General features: G+C 69.4%; 14 protein-coding genes and 1 pseudogene. All 15 read right to left on the bottom strand.

Translation table 11 applies throughout. The features are described 5' to 3' along the window. Positions 1-56 precede the first annotated feature (56 nt). Complete coding sequence (locus NV1_RS36975; protein ID WP_157117619.1) at positions 57-479, bottom strand: hypothetical protein; 423 nt, start codon at positions 477-479, stop codon at positions 57-59. Between the two features lie 101 nt (positions 480-580). Continuing rightward, positions 581-1,390, bottom strand: a complete 810-nt coding sequence (locus NV1_RS36970) for a prolipoprotein diacylglyceryl transferase (protein ID WP_067902655.1) — start codon at positions 1,388-1,390, stop codon at positions 581-583. Between the two features lie 324 nt (positions 1,391-1,714). After that, a complete protein-coding gene (locus NV1_RS36965) occupies positions 1,715-2,638 on the bottom strand; it encodes a hypothetical protein (RefSeq protein WP_067902652.1) in 924 nt (307 codons plus the stop codon). 90 nt (positions 2,639-2,728) lie between these two features. After that, complete coding sequence (locus NV1_RS36960; protein ID WP_067902647.1) at positions 2,729-3,607, bottom strand: hypothetical protein; 879 nt, start codon at positions 3,605-3,607, stop codon at positions 2,729-2,731. Between the two features lie 78 nt (positions 3,608-3,685). After that, positions 3,686-5,380: a VWA domain-containing protein gene (locus NV1_RS36955; RefSeq protein ID WP_067902644.1), complete on the bottom strand. Its 1,695-nt coding sequence runs from the start codon at positions 5,378-5,380 to the stop codon at positions 3,686-3,688. 41 nt (positions 5,381-5,421) lie between these two features. Beyond that, a complete protein-coding gene (locus tag NV1_RS36950; protein WP_067902642.1) occupies positions 5,422-6,609 on the bottom strand; it encodes an AAA family ATPase in 1,188 nt (395 codons plus the stop codon). Positions 6,610-7,453: 844 nt separating this feature from the next. Then, positions 7,454-7,969, bottom strand: coding sequence for a hypothetical protein (locus NV1_RS44160; RefSeq protein ID WP_157117618.1), 516 nt, complete (start codon positions 7,967-7,969; stop codon positions 7,454-7,456). Between the two features lie 526 nt (positions 7,970-8,495). Further along, positions 8,496-10,388 (bottom strand): BTAD domain-containing putative transcriptional regulator, encoded by a 1,893-nt coding sequence (locus NV1_RS36940; RefSeq protein WP_067902636.1) that lies wholly within the window; start codon positions 10,386-10,388, stop codon positions 8,496-8,498. A 27-nt stretch (positions 10,389-10,415) separates the two neighbouring features. Further along, positions 10,416-11,321 carry an alpha/beta fold hydrolase gene (locus tag NV1_RS36935; RefSeq protein ID WP_067902633.1) on the bottom strand — a complete coding sequence of 302 codons (906 nt, stop codon included), beginning with the start codon at positions 11,319-11,321 and terminating at the stop codon, positions 10,416-10,418. Positions 11,322-11,398: 77 nt separating this feature from the next. Next, positions 11,399-12,118: a DUF8176 domain-containing protein gene (locus tag NV1_RS36930; RefSeq protein ID WP_067902632.1), complete on the bottom strand. Its 720-nt coding sequence runs from the start codon at positions 12,116-12,118 to the stop codon at positions 11,399-11,401. 94 nt (positions 12,119-12,212) lie between these two features. Next, on the bottom strand, positions 12,213-12,416 hold the full coding sequence (locus NV1_RS36925) for an alpha/beta hydrolase (protein ID WP_157117617.1): 204 nt from the start codon (positions 12,414-12,416) through the stop codon (positions 12,213-12,215). After that, complete coding sequence (locus NV1_RS36920; RefSeq protein ID WP_169813500.1) at positions 12,386-13,357, bottom strand: lipase family protein; 972 nt, start codon at positions 13,355-13,357, stop codon at positions 12,386-12,388. Before NV1_RS36920 ends, NV1_RS36925 begins: the two co-directional genes overlap by 31 nt. Before the next feature lie 148 nt (positions 13,358-13,505). Next, a complete protein-coding gene (locus NV1_RS36915) occupies positions 13,506-14,669 on the bottom strand; it encodes a lipase family protein (RefSeq protein WP_067902624.1) in 1,164 nt (387 codons plus the stop codon). Further along, positions 14,666-15,916 carry a cutinase family protein gene (locus tag NV1_RS36910; protein ID WP_245714119.1) on the bottom strand — a complete coding sequence of 417 codons (1,251 nt, stop codon included), beginning with the start codon at positions 15,914-15,916 and terminating at the stop codon, positions 14,666-14,668. Before NV1_RS36910 ends, NV1_RS36915 begins: the two co-directional genes overlap by 4 nt. 119 nt (positions 15,917-16,035) lie before the next feature. Then, positions 16,036-16,560: pseudogene (locus NV1_RS44800) on the bottom strand (hypothetical protein); the annotation flags it as partial.

The raw sequence follows: 16,560 nt of genomic DNA, 5'->3' as shown, positions 1-16,560 counted from the left end.
TGGTGGGGTCGAGAAGAATTCTTCTCGACCCCACCAGCCATGGCATCGTGCGGGCCTCAGCGGTTCGCGGCGGGACGCAGGCGTGTGCGCGGGTCCGGCACGTGGTGCACCCTGTTCAGTCGCCACGTCGGCAGGTCCGGCAGCAGCGGGGAAACGTACTGGGCGAGGGGATGGTGGGTGACCACCGCCCGCGCTGCGCCGTCGAAGTCGCGGTAGGTGGTACCGGCCAGTGGCCCGCTGGTGATCTCCACCCGGCCGGTGCCGGGGTGGAAGCGGGCCTCGGTGCGCAGCTTGCGGTACACGGTGAACACCGCAAGCCATTGCGGCGGCGCGGTATGGACGCTCAGGTGCCGTGCGGCCGCATCGGCCACGGCCACCCACAACTCGAAACTGTCCGGCGCGTGCGCGGAGGCATCGAACACCTCATGCAACGCGACAGCGACGGCAGCCAGGCTGGCGGTGGGAGTGATGTCATTCATGACGATCAGGGCCTTTCTCGAAAAGTGAGGGAAACGAACGGGGTGTGTGGCGGTGCGCCGGGGTCCGGAGTCGGTGCCGGTCCGGCGCACCGCCGGGAAGGTCACTGGCCCGCAGCCAGGGCGAACTTCTTGGGCCGGTCACTGACCTTGCGAGCGGTGCCCAAGGTGGTCAGCCGTAGCAGGGCGTTGTGGACAGCGCCGCTCGAGCGGCCCAGCGATTTCCCGATCTCGTGCGGGGTGAACTCCTTCTCGGGCGCATCACGCAGGTGGTCCTCGACCTGCCCACGCAACGCGCCCGGAGCCAACCGCTCTGGTGACTCCTGTTGCGCCGCTGCGGCATCGGCCCCGCTGTCCGGGGTGTCGGTTGCCGGGGCGGTGGTTTCGGCGCGCTGACCGCGTGCTGTGGCCGGTTCCGGCGGTACCGGTGTGCCGGTAGCGGGCGCAGCGTCACCGGGCACGGCGTCGCTGGAGACATCGTCGTCGGATTCGGTTGCGGTGCTGACGTTCTCACTACCCGCGTCCGGCTGTACGGCCTCGGGTTCGGTCACCGTGTCGGCCGGGGCGGCCGGGGCGGTGGTGGCGGGTGACCAGCGTTCGGCGGCGCGGGGGTTGTCCGGGTCGCGGTCGCGGCGCGCGGCCCCGCTGGTGGCCCACCCGGTCAGGATGCGCCGCGCGGTGGACCCGCTGATCCTGGCCGCGCCTGCCAGTTCGGCGGCGGTGAATCCGGGATGGGTCCCCAGCGCGGTCCACAACGCTTTGTCGCTGTCGGTACGCAGCACGGGCGCATTGGTGGTCGGTTCAGGAGTTGGCGGGGTGGCGCTTTCCGTCGGGCGGGTGGTGGCGGTTTTCGTACCGTGCGTGGTGGTGTTTTTCGTTGGGCGTTCGGTGGTGGTTTTCTTTCGTGCGGACATGACAGGTTTCCTCCCTGAAAAAGTGGGGAATTCGTTGGGTGCTCGGGTCATGTCCCGGCCGGGACGGAAAACCGCGCCGTATCACCCGGTCCGGGTGATGGTGGCGGTGTTCCCACACCTATGAACGCTCGATACCCGCATCGATGTCAAGCGGTGCGTGGAGAAAAATATGCGACCGGAATTCCTCTCGCCGTCCCGGTCACCAGAATTCATTGTGCGAGGCGAATTCGACTCGACTCGCCTTTTCCCGGAATTACTCGAATACCGAGACGAAGGGCCGCCACCGCGGGCAGGCGGTGGCGGCGGTCGAGCCCCGGGGTGCGGTCAGTCGGCGCGTATCAAGTCGCCGGAAGTCAGGTCAGCGCGCAGGTGCCGCAGTTCTTCGAGTTCCTCGTCGAGATCGCGGGCGGCGAATTCGGTAGTGGCCTGGTGGTCGGGGGCCGGGTCCGGGAGCTGTTGCTGGCGCAAGGTGATGGCCATCGCCGCGAGTTGGCGGGACAGGGCCTCGGCTTGCTCGGCCACCTGGTTACTGCGCCGCCGCAGCAGGTCGCGGGCGTCCGCACGCTGGAGCGCGTGCACAGTGTTCATCCGCTCGTGCCATTGCTCGTCCGCGCCGTCGGCGGGCAACAGGTCCCACGGGTGGACGATGACCGGGTGCGGTGCCGACACCTCGCAGGTGATGATGCCCCTGTGCCGGTAGACCGATCGTACTGTTCCTCGCTGTGCGGGGTCGTCGGCGAAGGCGACTTCCTGGCCCACCACGATCGGGCACTCGATGCCGTGCACTATCAGCGGGCGGGGGCCGCTGGTCGCGCTGTCAGCCGTCATCGGGACGCCCGGCGCGGGCACGGGAAAGGGGTGCGGGACTGCAGCCTTGCCCGCGACTGTGGATGCCGTGTGGAGGTCGAGCAGGAACGGGCCGTGGGCGGAGATCGGGATCATGGGAGTCAGGCCCGGGTCGCGCAGGTCCGAGGTCCATTGGGCGAGGTGGCCGGCGAGCCCGACCACGCCCTCGACCTCGGCGCCGCGAGGGTCGAGGAAGGTGTGTACGTCCAGCCCGCCGTAGGGAGCCCAGTCCAAGACGATGTACCGCACAGTCGGGGCGTGGAGCCCGATCTCGGTGACGATGATGGCCAGGGCCAGTTCGGTGATGGCTTGCTCGCGGGCCGGACCGGCGGGCAGGGCGTGCGCGGCAGCGAGCCGGGCGTTCAACTCTGCGGTGGGGTTGGGGTGCGGGGTCGAGCTCATGGTGTGGGTTTCCTTCTCTGCCGTGTGGTGGGTTTCGGTTCCGCTGCCCGGCTGGTGAACCGGGCAGCGGGCCGGTTGGCCGTACGGGGGTTATCGGCGTCTGCGCGGGGTGAGGTGGCGGCGGGCGTCGGTGATGGCAGCGGCGGCGCGGGGGTTCGCGTACACCAGCGGCAGCCGTAGGCGCGGCCCACGGGCCGCGTGGAGCCGGTAGTCCTGGATGTATGGCGGGATCGGGCGGGGTTCGGTGTCGGCGGGCACGCGGATCTCGACGTGGGTTGTTTTGCAGGCCACGGTGATCCGGTGCGAGCCGTCGGCGAGGTGCTGCCACTGCTCGGGCGGGGCCACCGACGCGAGCGCGAACACTTGCGCGGCGAGGTCCGCTGCGGCGGCGACGTCGGCGGGGGTGAACTCGGTGGGCCACCGTCCCGCGACGCGCATGGTTTGGCCGGTGAGCGGGTCGTGCAAGTGGTCGGCCCATGTCCGGCACGCTCGGCAGGTGCGGCGACGGCCCTCCCCGGTCCCGGCCAGCCCGCCCCAGTCCTCGAGCACGTTGTCCGCCAACAACGCCCGGACAAGGTCCCCGCTGTGGGCGGCGGCGTCGCGGATGCCCAGCACGGCGTGCATGTCGAGCCGAGCCAGCTCGCCCGTACCGTCCTCGAAGTCACCGGGGCGGGGGTGGCTACTCATATCGTGGTGCCGCGATTCGGGTGTGCCGGTGCGGGTTTCGGTGGTTCGGGTCCAGGCGGCCGGGAGCGCGCCCTCGGTGGCGAGGTGTTCGTCCAGGGCGGCCATGAGGTCACTGGCCTCGCGGTACAGCTCTTCGAGGCGGTCGTGGTGGTCGGCGGTCTCCCCGGGGGTCTCGGTGCGGTTCTCGTCGGCGGTGTAGGCGGTGATCGCCTCGGCGATGGTGTGGCGGGTGGCCCGGAACTGCGCGAGGGTGTCGTCGGGGTCGAGCCAGTGGCGGGTCATGACGGTGAACCTCCATGCGATCGAACGGGTTTCGGTCACCCGGGGCGCGGCGCATGCCGCGCCCCAGGGGTGGTCGGGTCACGCGTTGCGGACAGCGGTGACAGCGGCGCGGGCGATGGCTTTGGCGGTCGCGGCCGGGTCGCCGACCGGGTGCAGGGTGGCCCCGGCCAGCGGGGTCGCTTTGCGGGGTTCGGGGGCCAGCCACAGCACCGCGCAGCCGGTGGCGCGCAGCCGGTTGAGGCGTTTTTGGGCGCGTTGGCGGGGTGCGGGGTAGAAGATGCCGTCGGAGATGATGACCAGCAGGCGGGTGTTCTCGCGGCGAGACAACCCGAGTGCGCCGTCCAGGGCGTCGATGGCCTCGTCGATGGCTTCTTCCGAGCCCCCGCACCGGAACTCGGTCACCCGGTCCGGCGCGACGCCGGGGTAGGTGATCGGCCGGACTCGTTCTCCGAAGGTGACAGTCGCGGTTTCGGCGGGCATCGCCGCGAGGCGTGCGGCGTGGGCGATGATCCATGCGGCCGAGGCGGTCGGGTCGGCGTAGGCGCTCATCGACCCGGACACATCGCAGCCGATCCCGATCCGCAACGGCGGCACCGGCACCGGTTTACGCACGGCGCGGGTGAACGGTTCGGCGGTCGGGATCGCCCCGGCCGCGCGCTGAGCTTCGCGGGCCATCGCCCCACGCATCCGCATCCGGCCCGGAGGCACCACCGAGGTCGTTTTCACCACAGCCGCCTCGCGCTGACTCGCCGAGGACAGCGCGCGAGCCAGCACCCGCGCAGCCGACCGCTCAGAACCCTCGGGGGCGCGGGTGCCCCGGTGCGGGGTCGCGGGGGCCCCGCCGGGGGTACCGAACACCTTCGCGGCGACCGCCCCGGCCCGGTTCCGGTCCCGGTGCTCTCGGGCGTGGCGGGCGGCGGCGGCCTCGGCCGGGTCGATCGGGACCGGTTGCGCGGCAACCGCATCGCGGATGTTCGTGATCGCCTCGCTGATCGCGCCGGACAGCGCCGAGTGCGGGTCCGGCTCGGCGTGCGGGTCGGGCCCGATCAGGTCGAGCCATTGCTGCCCGAGCTCGAGCATCCGCGCGGTGTCGTGGTCGCTGACGGTGTGCGCGTCGCGCCAGATCGCCTGCAACCGGGCGAGCGTGTCGGGGCCGAGGACCTTTTCGATCGCGGCAGCGGCCGGGGCGGTTTCCGTGGTTTCGAGGATCCCGCCGTCCACGCGGGCCAGGATCAGCGCGGCGTTGCGGGCAGCGGCGTAGTCGGTGGCCGGGAGCTGCGCCGCAGCGGTAGCTCCCCCGTTGTCGCTGATCACGATCTCGGTGACACACGCCCGCAGCCAGTGCCGGTCATCCGGGCGGCGGCGCACCTGCGCAGCCTCGATGCGGGATTCCTCGAGCAGCATCGCGGCCTCGACCACGGCCGGGTTCGCCAGCGCGGGCGGATCCCAGCGCGAGTGCTGGGCGTGGGCGCACTCGTGGGTGAACGCACCCCACACGCCCGCGTAGCGGGCCCGGTCGGACAGGCGATCCGGGCGCATCGTGCGCGGGTCGATTTTCAGCAGGTCGCCGTCGATCTCGATCGCGGCGCGGGCCGGGAAGAACACCGCCGGGTGCCCGTGCGCGGCACCGGGAGCGATGGCGACGATCAGGTCGTCGCGGGCCGCGATCGGCGGGGCCTCGGCAGTCAGAGCGGCCGACAGGGAGTCCCACCCCGCCCGCGCGGGCGGTGTCACAGGGGTTGCGGTCGGGTCGGAGATCACGTGGGAGGTCATGGCGGGCAATGCCTTTCCTTGGCAGATGCGGGGGGCGTGGGTTAGATACGTGAGCCCAGAGCGAGGGGCGAATAGGTGGCCCCGAACACGGTTTTGACCACCGTCGCCACGATCTCGCGGTCGTCCTCCGGGGCGGTGCCGATCAGATTCGCCGCAGCCGTCGCGAGGTCGGTCGCGGTGGCGATCTTCTTGAAACTGAGCAGTTCTCGTAGTTGCGGGGCCCACCCGATCTCGCCGTTGGCCTTGCGGGTGGCCAGATTCCGGGCGACCTTCACCGCCTGCGCGTGGACCCCGAGCTGCCCGGCCAGGTCGTAGTCACTGCCGACCTGCACCTGGAACGCGAACCGCGAGGAGAGCGCGTCGGACAAGATCGCCCCGTGCACGCCCGGGTTGTGCCCGGCCACCACGAAAAACCCGGGCTCGGCGGTCACGACCTCGCCGCCGTTGGCTTTGATCACGATCTCTTTGCGCCCATCCATCGCCGGATACATGCACGCCAGCACCGTCGGCGGAATCAACGTCGCGTCGTCCACGAACAGCACCCGCCCCTCACGCATCGCCCGAACCAGCGGCCCGTGCACGAAAACGAAAGTGCCGTCCGGTTTTTGGGTGTACTCGCCCACGAAGTCCGCGACTGTGGTGTCCGAGTCCCCTTGGACCGTGAGCAGGTCGCCGTAGGCGGCCTCGATCAGCGAGGTCTTGCCCGTTCCCGGGGGCCCGTACAACATGACCGGGACCTCGGCGGTGCGCATGGTGCGCAGCACATCCACATCCGTACGCCCCGCGAGCTTGCGCAGGTGGTACTCCTGCCCGTTCGGACGCCTCACCGTCGCCCCCGACGCCGAGGCGGGGGCGGGGGCGGGCGCGCTGCCTGTGCCCGTGCCCTTGGTCTTGGCTTTGCGCTTGCTGGCGCGGGCGGGGGGTTTCGGCGCGGTGGGTGCGGCCGGTGTCGGTGCGGGGGCGGGGGCCCCGGTGGCAGCGGCAGCGGTGGCGGCGGTGGCGCGGTAGCGCAGCGGTTTCGCGTTGGCCTGTTCTGCCTGCCCGGCCCCGATGAGGGTTTTCAGCGCGTTGCCGACCGCCCCGGACGAGCGGGAAATCAGTTTCGCGACCTCACGCGGGCTGTATTCGGTGGTGGGGTTGTCGGCCAGCACACGCGCCACCATGCGCCGCAATTCACCGTTACCCAGACGTGCGCTCGTGGCGGGTGCCGAACCGGTGGGGGAAGTCATTTCATCTCCTATTACGGACCGTATTCCGACATGCGCCGAACCTGCGATATTGACATACCGGTGGCGAGACCGTCATTCGGAATTCTCGGAATCCCCGGGGATTTCCGGGAACACGACGACGCTAACTCGACTCGCGACGCACACGCAACCCGAAAATCACCGAATTTCCGTGAATTTTCCTGCCTCGCCTCGAAATGAGCGACGCAATTCCGAACTGAAATGCGTACCCGAACCCGGCCGACGGTCGAAACCGTAATGGGATCGGGAATGCAAAACAATGAATTCAATAGCGAGCAATGAGAATGACATTGCACGGGGAACGCCGGAAAGGAAGTGACATACCGGGCCCCCGGGGAACCGGTTGGCACTGGCCGCCAATCACGTACCTGCACTTTTGTGGGTATGTGATCCTGGGGGACACCCAGCTGTGAAAACAAGCCGCTACCAGTGGATATACCGGCGCAGGGTGGTCCGGTTTGATCGGATGACGGATCTGACCACGGAACTGACCACGGAGTTGACCACGGAACCGAGTCGGGCGATCGCGGAAGATACGACATTTCCGTTACAGGACGTCATCGTGGCGTGATCGGACCACCTATCGGCCTCGGCCGATCGCGGAATATAAAAGAGGGCCGGAATATGCTGTACGCAATATTTTCGCAGGCAATTCTTTGCGCACAAACACTGGCACACCCCCCTGTTAACGAAAAGGCCGGACGTCCATATATCGAACTGGGTGGACACATTTCCCGATGGTCTGATTATAGGACAGAATTCTCGGCGGTCTGAATTTCCCCGGGCGGGTATGGTCGTCGGGTTAGGACATCCGGTGCACCGGATTTCATGTCAGGTCGTCGGCGTGATCGGGTGTTCGGCGGATCGTGAAACACAGCTGGCCCGAGCCCGTGTCCTGGATGCGGGCGATGATGTTGTCGCCCGGTCGGAGGTCTTCGGCGCGGATCTGCACCAGATCCAGTTTGATGCGTTCCGGAGTGTGTGGGACCCATCCCAGCGAGCGCAGGGCTGCCTCGAGGGGCAGGCCGTGGTGGTCCATGAGCGATTGGATACTTGCGCGCGGGATGTGAGCACGGCGAGCCCAGTCCTCGAGGCCCAGGCGCATACCGAACGCGGTGTAGGGCACCCCGGTACCTCGTCGCCCGTCGACCCGTGTCTGGGTGGTGATGGCTTGTTCGGGGTCCCACCCATCGCATAGTCGTTTCCGCAAGGTGACCGCGCTGCAGTTCGCCCGGTCGTCGACTGCCCATTGAGCGATCGATTTCGTTTCGCCGAATGCTGTTACACCGATCCTGAAATTCGGGCCCTCGGGCCCTTTGTCGAGTGCCTGCGCGAGTGTCATTCGACTTCTCGTGATCCTCACGAAGAGGGTGTTGTATTTGATCCCGCTCCGTTCGGCCCATCCGCGCAGCGTCAGTGTGCGCCCCTGGTGCGTGTATTTGCGCGGTGCAGCGTCACGTTTCGGTCGGGTAATGGCATCGCCGGGATCCCACCCCGAAACAAGACGCCTGCGAAGCAGGTCTCGATTCACTGTGCACCGCGGATCGTTCGACCAGGCCGCCAGGGTTTTCGATTCCCCGAAAGCTGTGATTATTCCGCGCGCTCGTTCCCACTCGTAGCGGTTCACGCGCGGCATGCTCATCTTTCTCATGGTCGGTCATCCCTTTCTATGGACTCTCGGTGACCGTGTTTTATGGTTGTGCCTCAGCAATGGCGCGGCCGGGGCGGGGAATCCAGGCGAACACATGTTTTCACGAGTGAAGCTGGTGCAGTGCGTATTTTTTTCTGCCTTCTCCTGCCTCGGTCCTGGCAGGTACGCCGACCGGCCGCAAATGGAATGCCGGGATGCGTGCGCAACGTGGAATTTTTCATCTCGTGGTGCGGCGGAGCTGTTCGAGGAGCTGGCGGGTTTGCGGGCTTGGTGTGGCGTCGATTTCGGCGAGTTTTCTGGTCAGGAGTGAGTAGGTGCGGGTCAGGGCGTCGTATTCGCCGAGTTTGGCGTGCAGGCGGAGGATGTCTTGCCAGACGGGTTCGTTGTAGGGGTCGGTTTCGACGGCGGTTTCGAGCATTCCGAGGGTGGTGCGCGGATCCTGGGTGAGGGTGTGGTTGGCCAGCCAGCCCAGGGCGTTGAGGGTGCTGTGGCGGGCGGCCTCACGTAACTGTTCGACCCAGGGATCGGACAGATCCGCGGCGAGCGTGGCGGTGGCCGAGGCGATGTCCAGGATGCGTCTGCTGGCCGCGATGTGCTCGGCCTCGGCGCTGGTCTGACGACGCGCGACGACAGCGGCGGTGAATTCCCAGTAGTCGACGGTCACCGCGGCCGGATCGAGGCGATACCGGGGCCGGTCCTCGATCAGCAGCACCGCCTGGTGGCCGGTCGCTGTGGCCACCGCCCCGCGCAGACGACCCAGCGCGTTGGTCAGCGCGATCCCCGGCCGGTCGGGAGGGCGTTGCCCCCACAACGCGTCGATCAGATCGCCCCGGCTGAGCCCGTCGGGATGCAACGCCAGCACCGTGAGCAGCTCACGGCTGCGCGGCTGCAAAGACCGCGTGATCTCCACACCCCGCACCCCGGCCCGCGGCGAGTCGGCTGTGCGCCACAGCACCCGCGTCGGACCGAAAATCCGGACCGCCAACCCGGGCTCGGCCGCACCCGCATCAGGCGCGCGTGACGGCGGGCGCGGGGCGGGTGGCGGTGGTGGACCCGAGGGGGTCTCGCACGGCACGACACCGCGGGGCGCAGCGGCGGCCCCGATGTCTCGGTCGGTGGCCCCTGATGCTGTGGGCTGCGCGGGACGGGTACCCGCCGGGGGGGTTGGGGCGGGGCTGGGGTTCGGGTCGGTGTCGGCCGAGTCCGGTGCCGCAGCCGGTCCGGTGGGCAGCTCGATCCGGTAAACCCTCGGCCCCACGGCCGGGCGGCGACCCAGCACGCGCGGACGCCGCCGCACCCGCGGGCGTGCGGGTGTTTCGGTGATCGGGGGTGTCGCTGCGGGAGGGCGGAGTTGGAGTTCGACGCTCGCCGCGATCGGGTGCGCGGCGCGCAGCAATCGGTTGCGGCGGGGCCAGAGCCGGGGCGGGGCCAGCAAGGCGGTCGCGGATTGTGGTTCGCGGGGAAGACCAGCGAGCACCGGGACCTCCAGTGCGGTGGCGTAGTCGCTGTCGGGTGCCGCGCCGATGAGCAGCACTCCCGGGTGACCGCTGCGGGCGGCGAGGTCGCGGATCTGCTGGCCGGCGATCCCCGGGTCGGTGAGATCGGTGTCCAGGACGATCAGGCACGCGTCCGCGAGGGCCACGATCGGGTCCAGCGCCGACCCGGACCCGGCTGTGCCGCAGTCCGCGAACACGCTCGCGCCCACCGCGCGCCACGCCGCCAGATCACCGAGGCGCCGATCATGCTCGCGGCCGGTCAGCAACGTCGTCACCCACCCGGCCTTACGGGCATCAGCCCCGGGCGGGCTGGCCAAAAGCCCGACACCACCGGGCAGCAGTTGCACATGCTCGGCGATCCGCACTCGCCTGTTCGGGGACCGTGCGGCTCGTGCCAGGCTCGCCAGGCCGCGATACGGGTCCACGCCGGCCAGCTGCGCGAGCTGCCCGCCGCGCGGATCGGCCTCGACCACCACAGCCGCGTCCGGGCCAGGCCATGCGCGCGCGAGCGCGACTGTGGTCGTGGTCACGCCGGTGCCAGGGCCGAGACCGGTCACCGCGATCAGCAGCGGACGCACCGACGCGGGGATGGTGTGTGATGTGGTGGGAGCCATCACGATTGGGCGGGGGTCGGGTCCACTTCACGCCTCCCCGCGCTCGGGGTCCGGGCTATGGGTGGCAGGAGGGCTGGGGTGTTCGAGCTGGGCGCGCAGGGCGTGGTCGAGGGTGGTGGTGATGGTGTCGGTGGCGCGTTCGAGGTGGGTGTGGGGCAGGTCGTGCCCGGCACCGAACACGAGGTCGTAATCGGCCCACACCGCGTCGGCCAGCGCGACCGCGCGCTGTGGGGGCACGAGCGTGTCGTGCTCCCCGGCCAGCACGATCGAGGGGATGGGCCGTAGCTGCTGGGCGACCCCGACCGACAGGCCGAATCCGGGGTGCGCGCCCAGGATGTCGATACTCACCCTCGGATCGGTGTCGACGTCTACGACCAGCTGCCTGCCGCTGTGCCGCAGGCGGTAGCGCAGCACGGCCTCCCCTGCCGCGGTGACCGGGTCGAGAACCCGGTGCGGTCGTAGCCGGATGAGGCGTTGTGGCCACGCACGTAAATACCTTGGGAAGCAAGGGAATTCAGCGGCGGCGTTGAGGAACACCAGCCCGGCCAGCTCCGCAGCGCGGTCGCGGTGCACGGTGGCGTAGGCATACACCAGCTGCGCTGCGGTCGAATGCACGACCAGGACCACCGACCCGGACGCGTGCGCGAGCACCATGTCCAGGTCGTCGGCCAGGCGGCGCAGGGTGGTGATCCGGCGCAGGTGCGGGGTGCCCGATTCGCCGTGCCCGCGCTGGTCGTAGGTGATCTGCGCGACCGCGCCACCCAACTGCTCATGCACACGCAGGCTCAGTGGAGACCAGAACCGGCGCTCGCGCAGCAGCGGGTGCACGTAGACCAGGGTGGCTGGCGCGGCGGGTCGCCCGACGCGCGTGGCGGCCAGGCGCACGCCGTCGTCGGCGTCGATGCTCAGGGCGTGAATCTCGGGACAGGTCACGGCGGGGAGTCCTTCGCTAGGTAGGGGCAGAGGCTGTGGCGGGGCGGGGATTTCGCCCTGCTGGGTGTGCATGGCGGTCATCCTTGTTCTTGGACGTGGCTGATCAGCAGGCCGCCGCTGGGGCCGCTGATGGTGTTGATCACCTGCAGGTAGTCCACGCGTTTGTGGTCGGGATGCACTTCGACCAGGTGCACGTTGGCGGTGTTGAGCGTGACCGGGGTGATCGCGACACAGTGGCGGGTGCCCGCCGGGATGGTGGCGATCCCAGCAGCGAGGGCCTGCTGGGTGATTCCGGATTCGGGAGCGACGACTCGCATGGCGGCTTCGGCGTTGCGTTGGGTGTAGTAGGCGTCCTCGAATGTGGCGATCACGCCGGGCACCGTGGCCGGATCACCGCCATGTTCGGTGACCACCGTGCCGGACAACCCCGCACACACCCCCGCCGTCGCCGAGGCCGACATCGACGCAGTCTTCGTACCGGTCCCGCCGCCGCTGGGGTGGTGCGGTGCGTGCGCACCCACCACCACCCACACCACGACCGCGAGTACCGCGGCGAGCCCGGCCACCCCGCGCACCGGTACTCGGCGCGCGAACCGTCCCCATGCCGCTCGCGGTTCGCTCGCGTCCGGACCGGGATCGGTGGGGACCACCTCGTCCCAGTTCTCCTGTGGGACAGTGGGTTCGGCCACGAGATCGATGTCCACACCGGGGTCGGTGACCTCGCTCAGCTGATCGGGATCCGGTGGAGTGTCCAGCCAAGCCCACTGGTCATCCTCGCCGGAAGTGTTGCCAGACAACCTCGTTCACCTCCCTCCAGGGTTGAGCTTCGCGGCACGCCCGCGCCCGCAACGGGGGTACGGACCAGGGCGTGGGCAGGGTCCGCCGAGCGGGTCACGGACGCACTGGTGGTGCGGAGGTGTCGATCACGGGGCCGGGGCTGGTGAGCCAGGTCAGGTTGTCCGCGAGCCGATTCAGGACCTCGGTGACGGCCTCCAGGGCGGTGCCGGCATGTCCGGAGTCGTACTCGCGCCAGGTCACCGTGGCTCCGCGTTGCCGGTAGGCGATCAGGGTGCGCAGGCCCGCGCGCACAGGCACGATGCGGTCGGTGTGCCCGTGGTACAGGTGCAGCGGCACGCCCGGGGCGGTGTGCGCGAGGCACTCATAGGCCAGGACGTGCCGCCACATCTGGTCGTTCCACGGATCTTCGCGGACGCACCAGTGCGACAGCGGCTGCGGGTACCGGTCGAAAGCTCTATGTCGGTGAGGTTTTCCGCCTCGGCGACCGCGCGGTGGCCGTCCTCGGTCAGTACGTGGCGCAGGCGTAGGTGCGGGTAGGCGGCCAATAGGCCGGTCAGCGCGGCCAATCCCAGCCCCGGGCACGAGCCGGTGTTGATCGTGGGGGCCAGGGCGGCCAGGTCGGAGGCGACCGCGCCCGCGCAAATTCCGCGCAGGTCGAGTTCGGCCGCGTATCGCTGGTGGAGTTCGCCCGCGGCGGCGACCGCTCGGCCGCCGTCGGCGTAGCCCCAGGCCACGACCGGCATCCACGGCTCGCTCGTGTTGTCGGGGTCCAGTTCCGGGACGAACTGCGCGGCCCGCGCGATATCCAAGACGATCTGCCCGCCTGCTCGCGCGGCGAGGAAGGTGTGCGGGCCCAGGCCGGTGACCCCGAGGCCCTCGCCGTCGGGCACGGCCACGACCCAGCCTTGTTCGAGCGCCGCGGAGATCTCCACACTGTCGGCTTCTTCACCGACCGCGAGCATTTGCGAGGCCGCGCGCCCGCCCAAACCATGAAAGACCGGGCAGTACACCAGCAGAGAACCTCCCCCCGGGTGGGAATCGGTGTCGGGGTCGGGCAGGATCACCGTGCCCGAGGCGGTGATCAGCTCACCGCGGGAGTTGGTCGAGGCGTACAGGATCTGCCAGGCCCCTTCTGCGCCTGCCAGCTGTGGCACGAATGTGGGCCGCATCCGCACCAGATCACCGGGCAGTCGATTCGGGCTCAGGATTGGTGCGGTATAGAAATCGGTCTCGGTCATGAATACCTCCAAAAGTTTGATTGATTGCCTTGGCGTGCAAGGTTTTCGGCTGCCGGGCACCTGTCCTGCCCGGCGGAGGGGGTACCGGGCAGGACAAGGCCGCTCAGGCAGGTCCACAGAGCAGGCGAGAGATTCGCGCCTGTACGGGTCAGGTGTGCGTGGAGTCGGTGAGGTCGCGTGCGAGCTGGGCCAAGGCGTCGTCGGTGGCGGTGCGGGCGGTGCGGAAGTGGGCGCCGTCGTAGGCTCGCCAGTCCGCTCGCACGCCGTGAGCGCGCAGGTCGGTATACAGCAGGCGACCGAACCCGACCGGCACGAGTGCATCGCGGGCCCCGTGATACAGGTGCACCGGAGCCCTGGGAACGCCTGCCGCACCGGTGATTTCCAGATTGAGCACATGCCGCCACATCACGTCGTTCCACGGATCGGGCCGCTCGCACCAGGTCACGACCGGATGCCGATACCGCTCACACAACTGCGTCCGGGACGCGGACTCCGCGTCCGCCAGCAGGACACGGGCAGCATCGGTGAACACGTGCCGCAACGGCAGATGCCGATGCGCGTGCGAGAGGCCGACCAGCCCCGCGAGAACCAGGCCCGGCCACGGGGACCGGTCCAGGTGCCGCAGGATCGGGCCGGGATCGGTGACCACCGCCCCGGCGGCGATCCCGCGCACATCCAGGTCCGGGGCGTAGCCGGGCTGCAGACCACCCGCCCACACCGCCGCACGTCCCCCGTCGGCGTAGCCCCATAACAGGATCGGTGCCTCTGCTGCGTGTAGGGCGGGGATGCGGGTGGCGGCGCGAGCCAGATCCAGCATCACCTGCCCGGCTGTCCGGCCGGTCAGGAAGGTGTGCGGGCCCAGCCCGAGCACCCCCATTCCATGCCCGTCCACGACCGCGACCGTCCAGCCGCGAGCCAGGACGGCGCTGATCTGCTCGCTGTCCGGTTCGGTGCCCGCGGCGAGCAGCTGCGAGGGGGCGCACGGCCCGCCGAGGCCGTGGAAGCTGGGCTGATACACCAGCACCGGCTCTTCCCCGGCGCGCTTGCGGCCCTTCGGGGTGATCACGGTGCCGGACACCGGGATCGGCTCACCATGCACATCTCGGGAGACGTACAGGATCTGCCACGCCGCGCCTGCTCGCGGCAGGTTCAGGGTGACCGGACGCATCCGCAGCACATCCCCCGGCCGGTGGAGCTTCGCCAACGGCGGTGGGGTGTAGAACTCGCTATCTGCCACCATCGCCTCGGCGTTGTTCGCCTTCGCCGGTGAGGTGCCGGAAACCGTTGCGCCGGAGGCGTTCAGCTCGGTCATCGGGGCCCTCCTTGGGCGAGGTCGTGCGCCACGGCGACGAGCCAGGCGATCCCGGAGGCGAGCTGACCGGTGGCCGCGTACCCGTCGTGCGCGACGACGGTCGCCGCGAAACTCGCCCACACCGCCGGATTGGCCAGGTCGGCGTCGTCGGCGACCAGCTGCCCCCACGCTGCGGCGAGTTGGCTGGCGAGCTTCGGCAGTTCGGTCGGGTGCGCGTCGAGGGTGGCGGTGATCTGGTTCCACCGCTCCCCGGCCGCGTGGACCCGGTCCGGTGGCGGAGCGGGGATGCGAGGGTCAGCGGCGTCGATCAACCGTGTCGACAGCGGGGCCCGGGGACGGTAATCGAGGGTGGCCGGACCCACGTCGAAGTCGTTGAGCACTACCGTGGTCCACGCGGTGCCCAACGCGCCCGACAGCACTCGTTGCAGGCTCGCGGCAGCGGCGATCGGGTTCGTCAGGTCGGCTTGTGCGGCGATCTCGGCCCCGACCCGCAACAGCGCCGTGTGGTCCGGGGCCGCGCACGCCAGGTCCCCCGCGACGCAGATGTCCGCGACCCGGCCCGTCAACGCCCCGTATACGGCGTCGTCCGCAGCGATCCCGCTGCCCGGCACCGGTGGTGCGGTGATCCGCACCGCCGCGACCGCACCGCTGGTGGTACCAGGCACGCTATCGGGCACCGTCTGTCCTGGTCTGCCGGGGAACACCGGCGAGCCCACGGCACGCTCGGGGTCCGCGTAAAGCGCGACAGCGGCGACCTTGGCCGCAGGAACTGGGCCGTGACCGGCACCGACGTCCCGTGCGAATTGCGAGACTGCTTGCGCGCCTTGGGAATACCCGATCGCTGCCAGCTCGGTGGCCGGGCAGCGGGCAACGATCTGCTGGGCATCGGTGCGGAGTTCGGCGATCGCGTCGGTGACCGAGGCGGTATAGGACTCGGGTCCTCCACCGGCCCCAGGAGCCCCACCGAATCCGGCCGGATACGGAATGTAGGTGCGCTGCACCAGATTCGGGACCGCCTCCACCACCGGCCCCAGCAACGCACCGAGCACCCCGGTATCAGCGGTGCGGCTCGCGGACGGGGAGGACTGACCGGTGCCCTGGACCGCGAGCACCCACAACGCCGGACACCCCGGATCGGCCGGCGGCGGTGAGGCCGCGGCCGGTCCGGACATTGCGAGGGCACCGACGGTGAGACCGGCCAGCAGCGCGGCGGCACAGCGGGAGCGAGGGTGTGGCGAGGGTGTCATGTCTGCTCCGGGACCTCGGCGCGAATCAGACCGCGCATAGGCAGCGGCGCTGTGATTCTGATCATGGTGTTGTTCATCCGGCCGGATCGCTCGTGCAACGGGGGGAACGAGTTCCATGGTTATCCTTCGGGTGTCAGTCGATCGATGACGTGTTGCATCGCGTCTCGTGCACGGATCAGGTCGCTCAGGTGCGAGCGAGCGAACTGGTTCGAGTTCTTCGCGAACCGGTCATCAGCGGCCAGGCGCGCGATCCGCTCGGTGTCCTTGGTCAAGGTGCGAGCCGCTTCCCAGAACGCCTCGGTGATCGGACGCCGACGAACCGGTCGCGGCTCAGGCGCTCGTTCGTCCGCTGTGCCGGAAACCGGCTCCTGCACAGGCGGTTTCGGCTGATAGGTTTTGCCGTCGACACCGGTCACCGGTGCAGGTGGGTCAAAGTGACCCACCTGATTGAGTTCTCGTCGGACAGTTCCACGAGCCAGTCCGGTCGCGGCGGTGATCGCTCTGGTGCTCATGCCGATCTCGCGCATGGAGGCGATGACCTCGGACCGGTTCTCGCGCGGCACCTGCAAGCGGCTGTTGCCGAATTCACGGGTGCAGTAGTCGTCCCACGAGTCGTAGCCCAGCACCGACCACGCCCGCGTCAC

Origin of the sequence: Nocardia vaccinii NBRC 15922, assembly GCF_001613305.1 — a bacterium.
In the GTDB taxonomy this organism is placed as follows: Bacteria; Actinomycetota; Actinomycetes; order Mycobacteriales; family Mycobacteriaceae; genus Nocardia; species Nocardia vaccinii.
The sequence above is the reverse complement of the archived record's forward strand: the minus strand, read 5'-3'. Positions and strand labels throughout refer to the sequence as shown.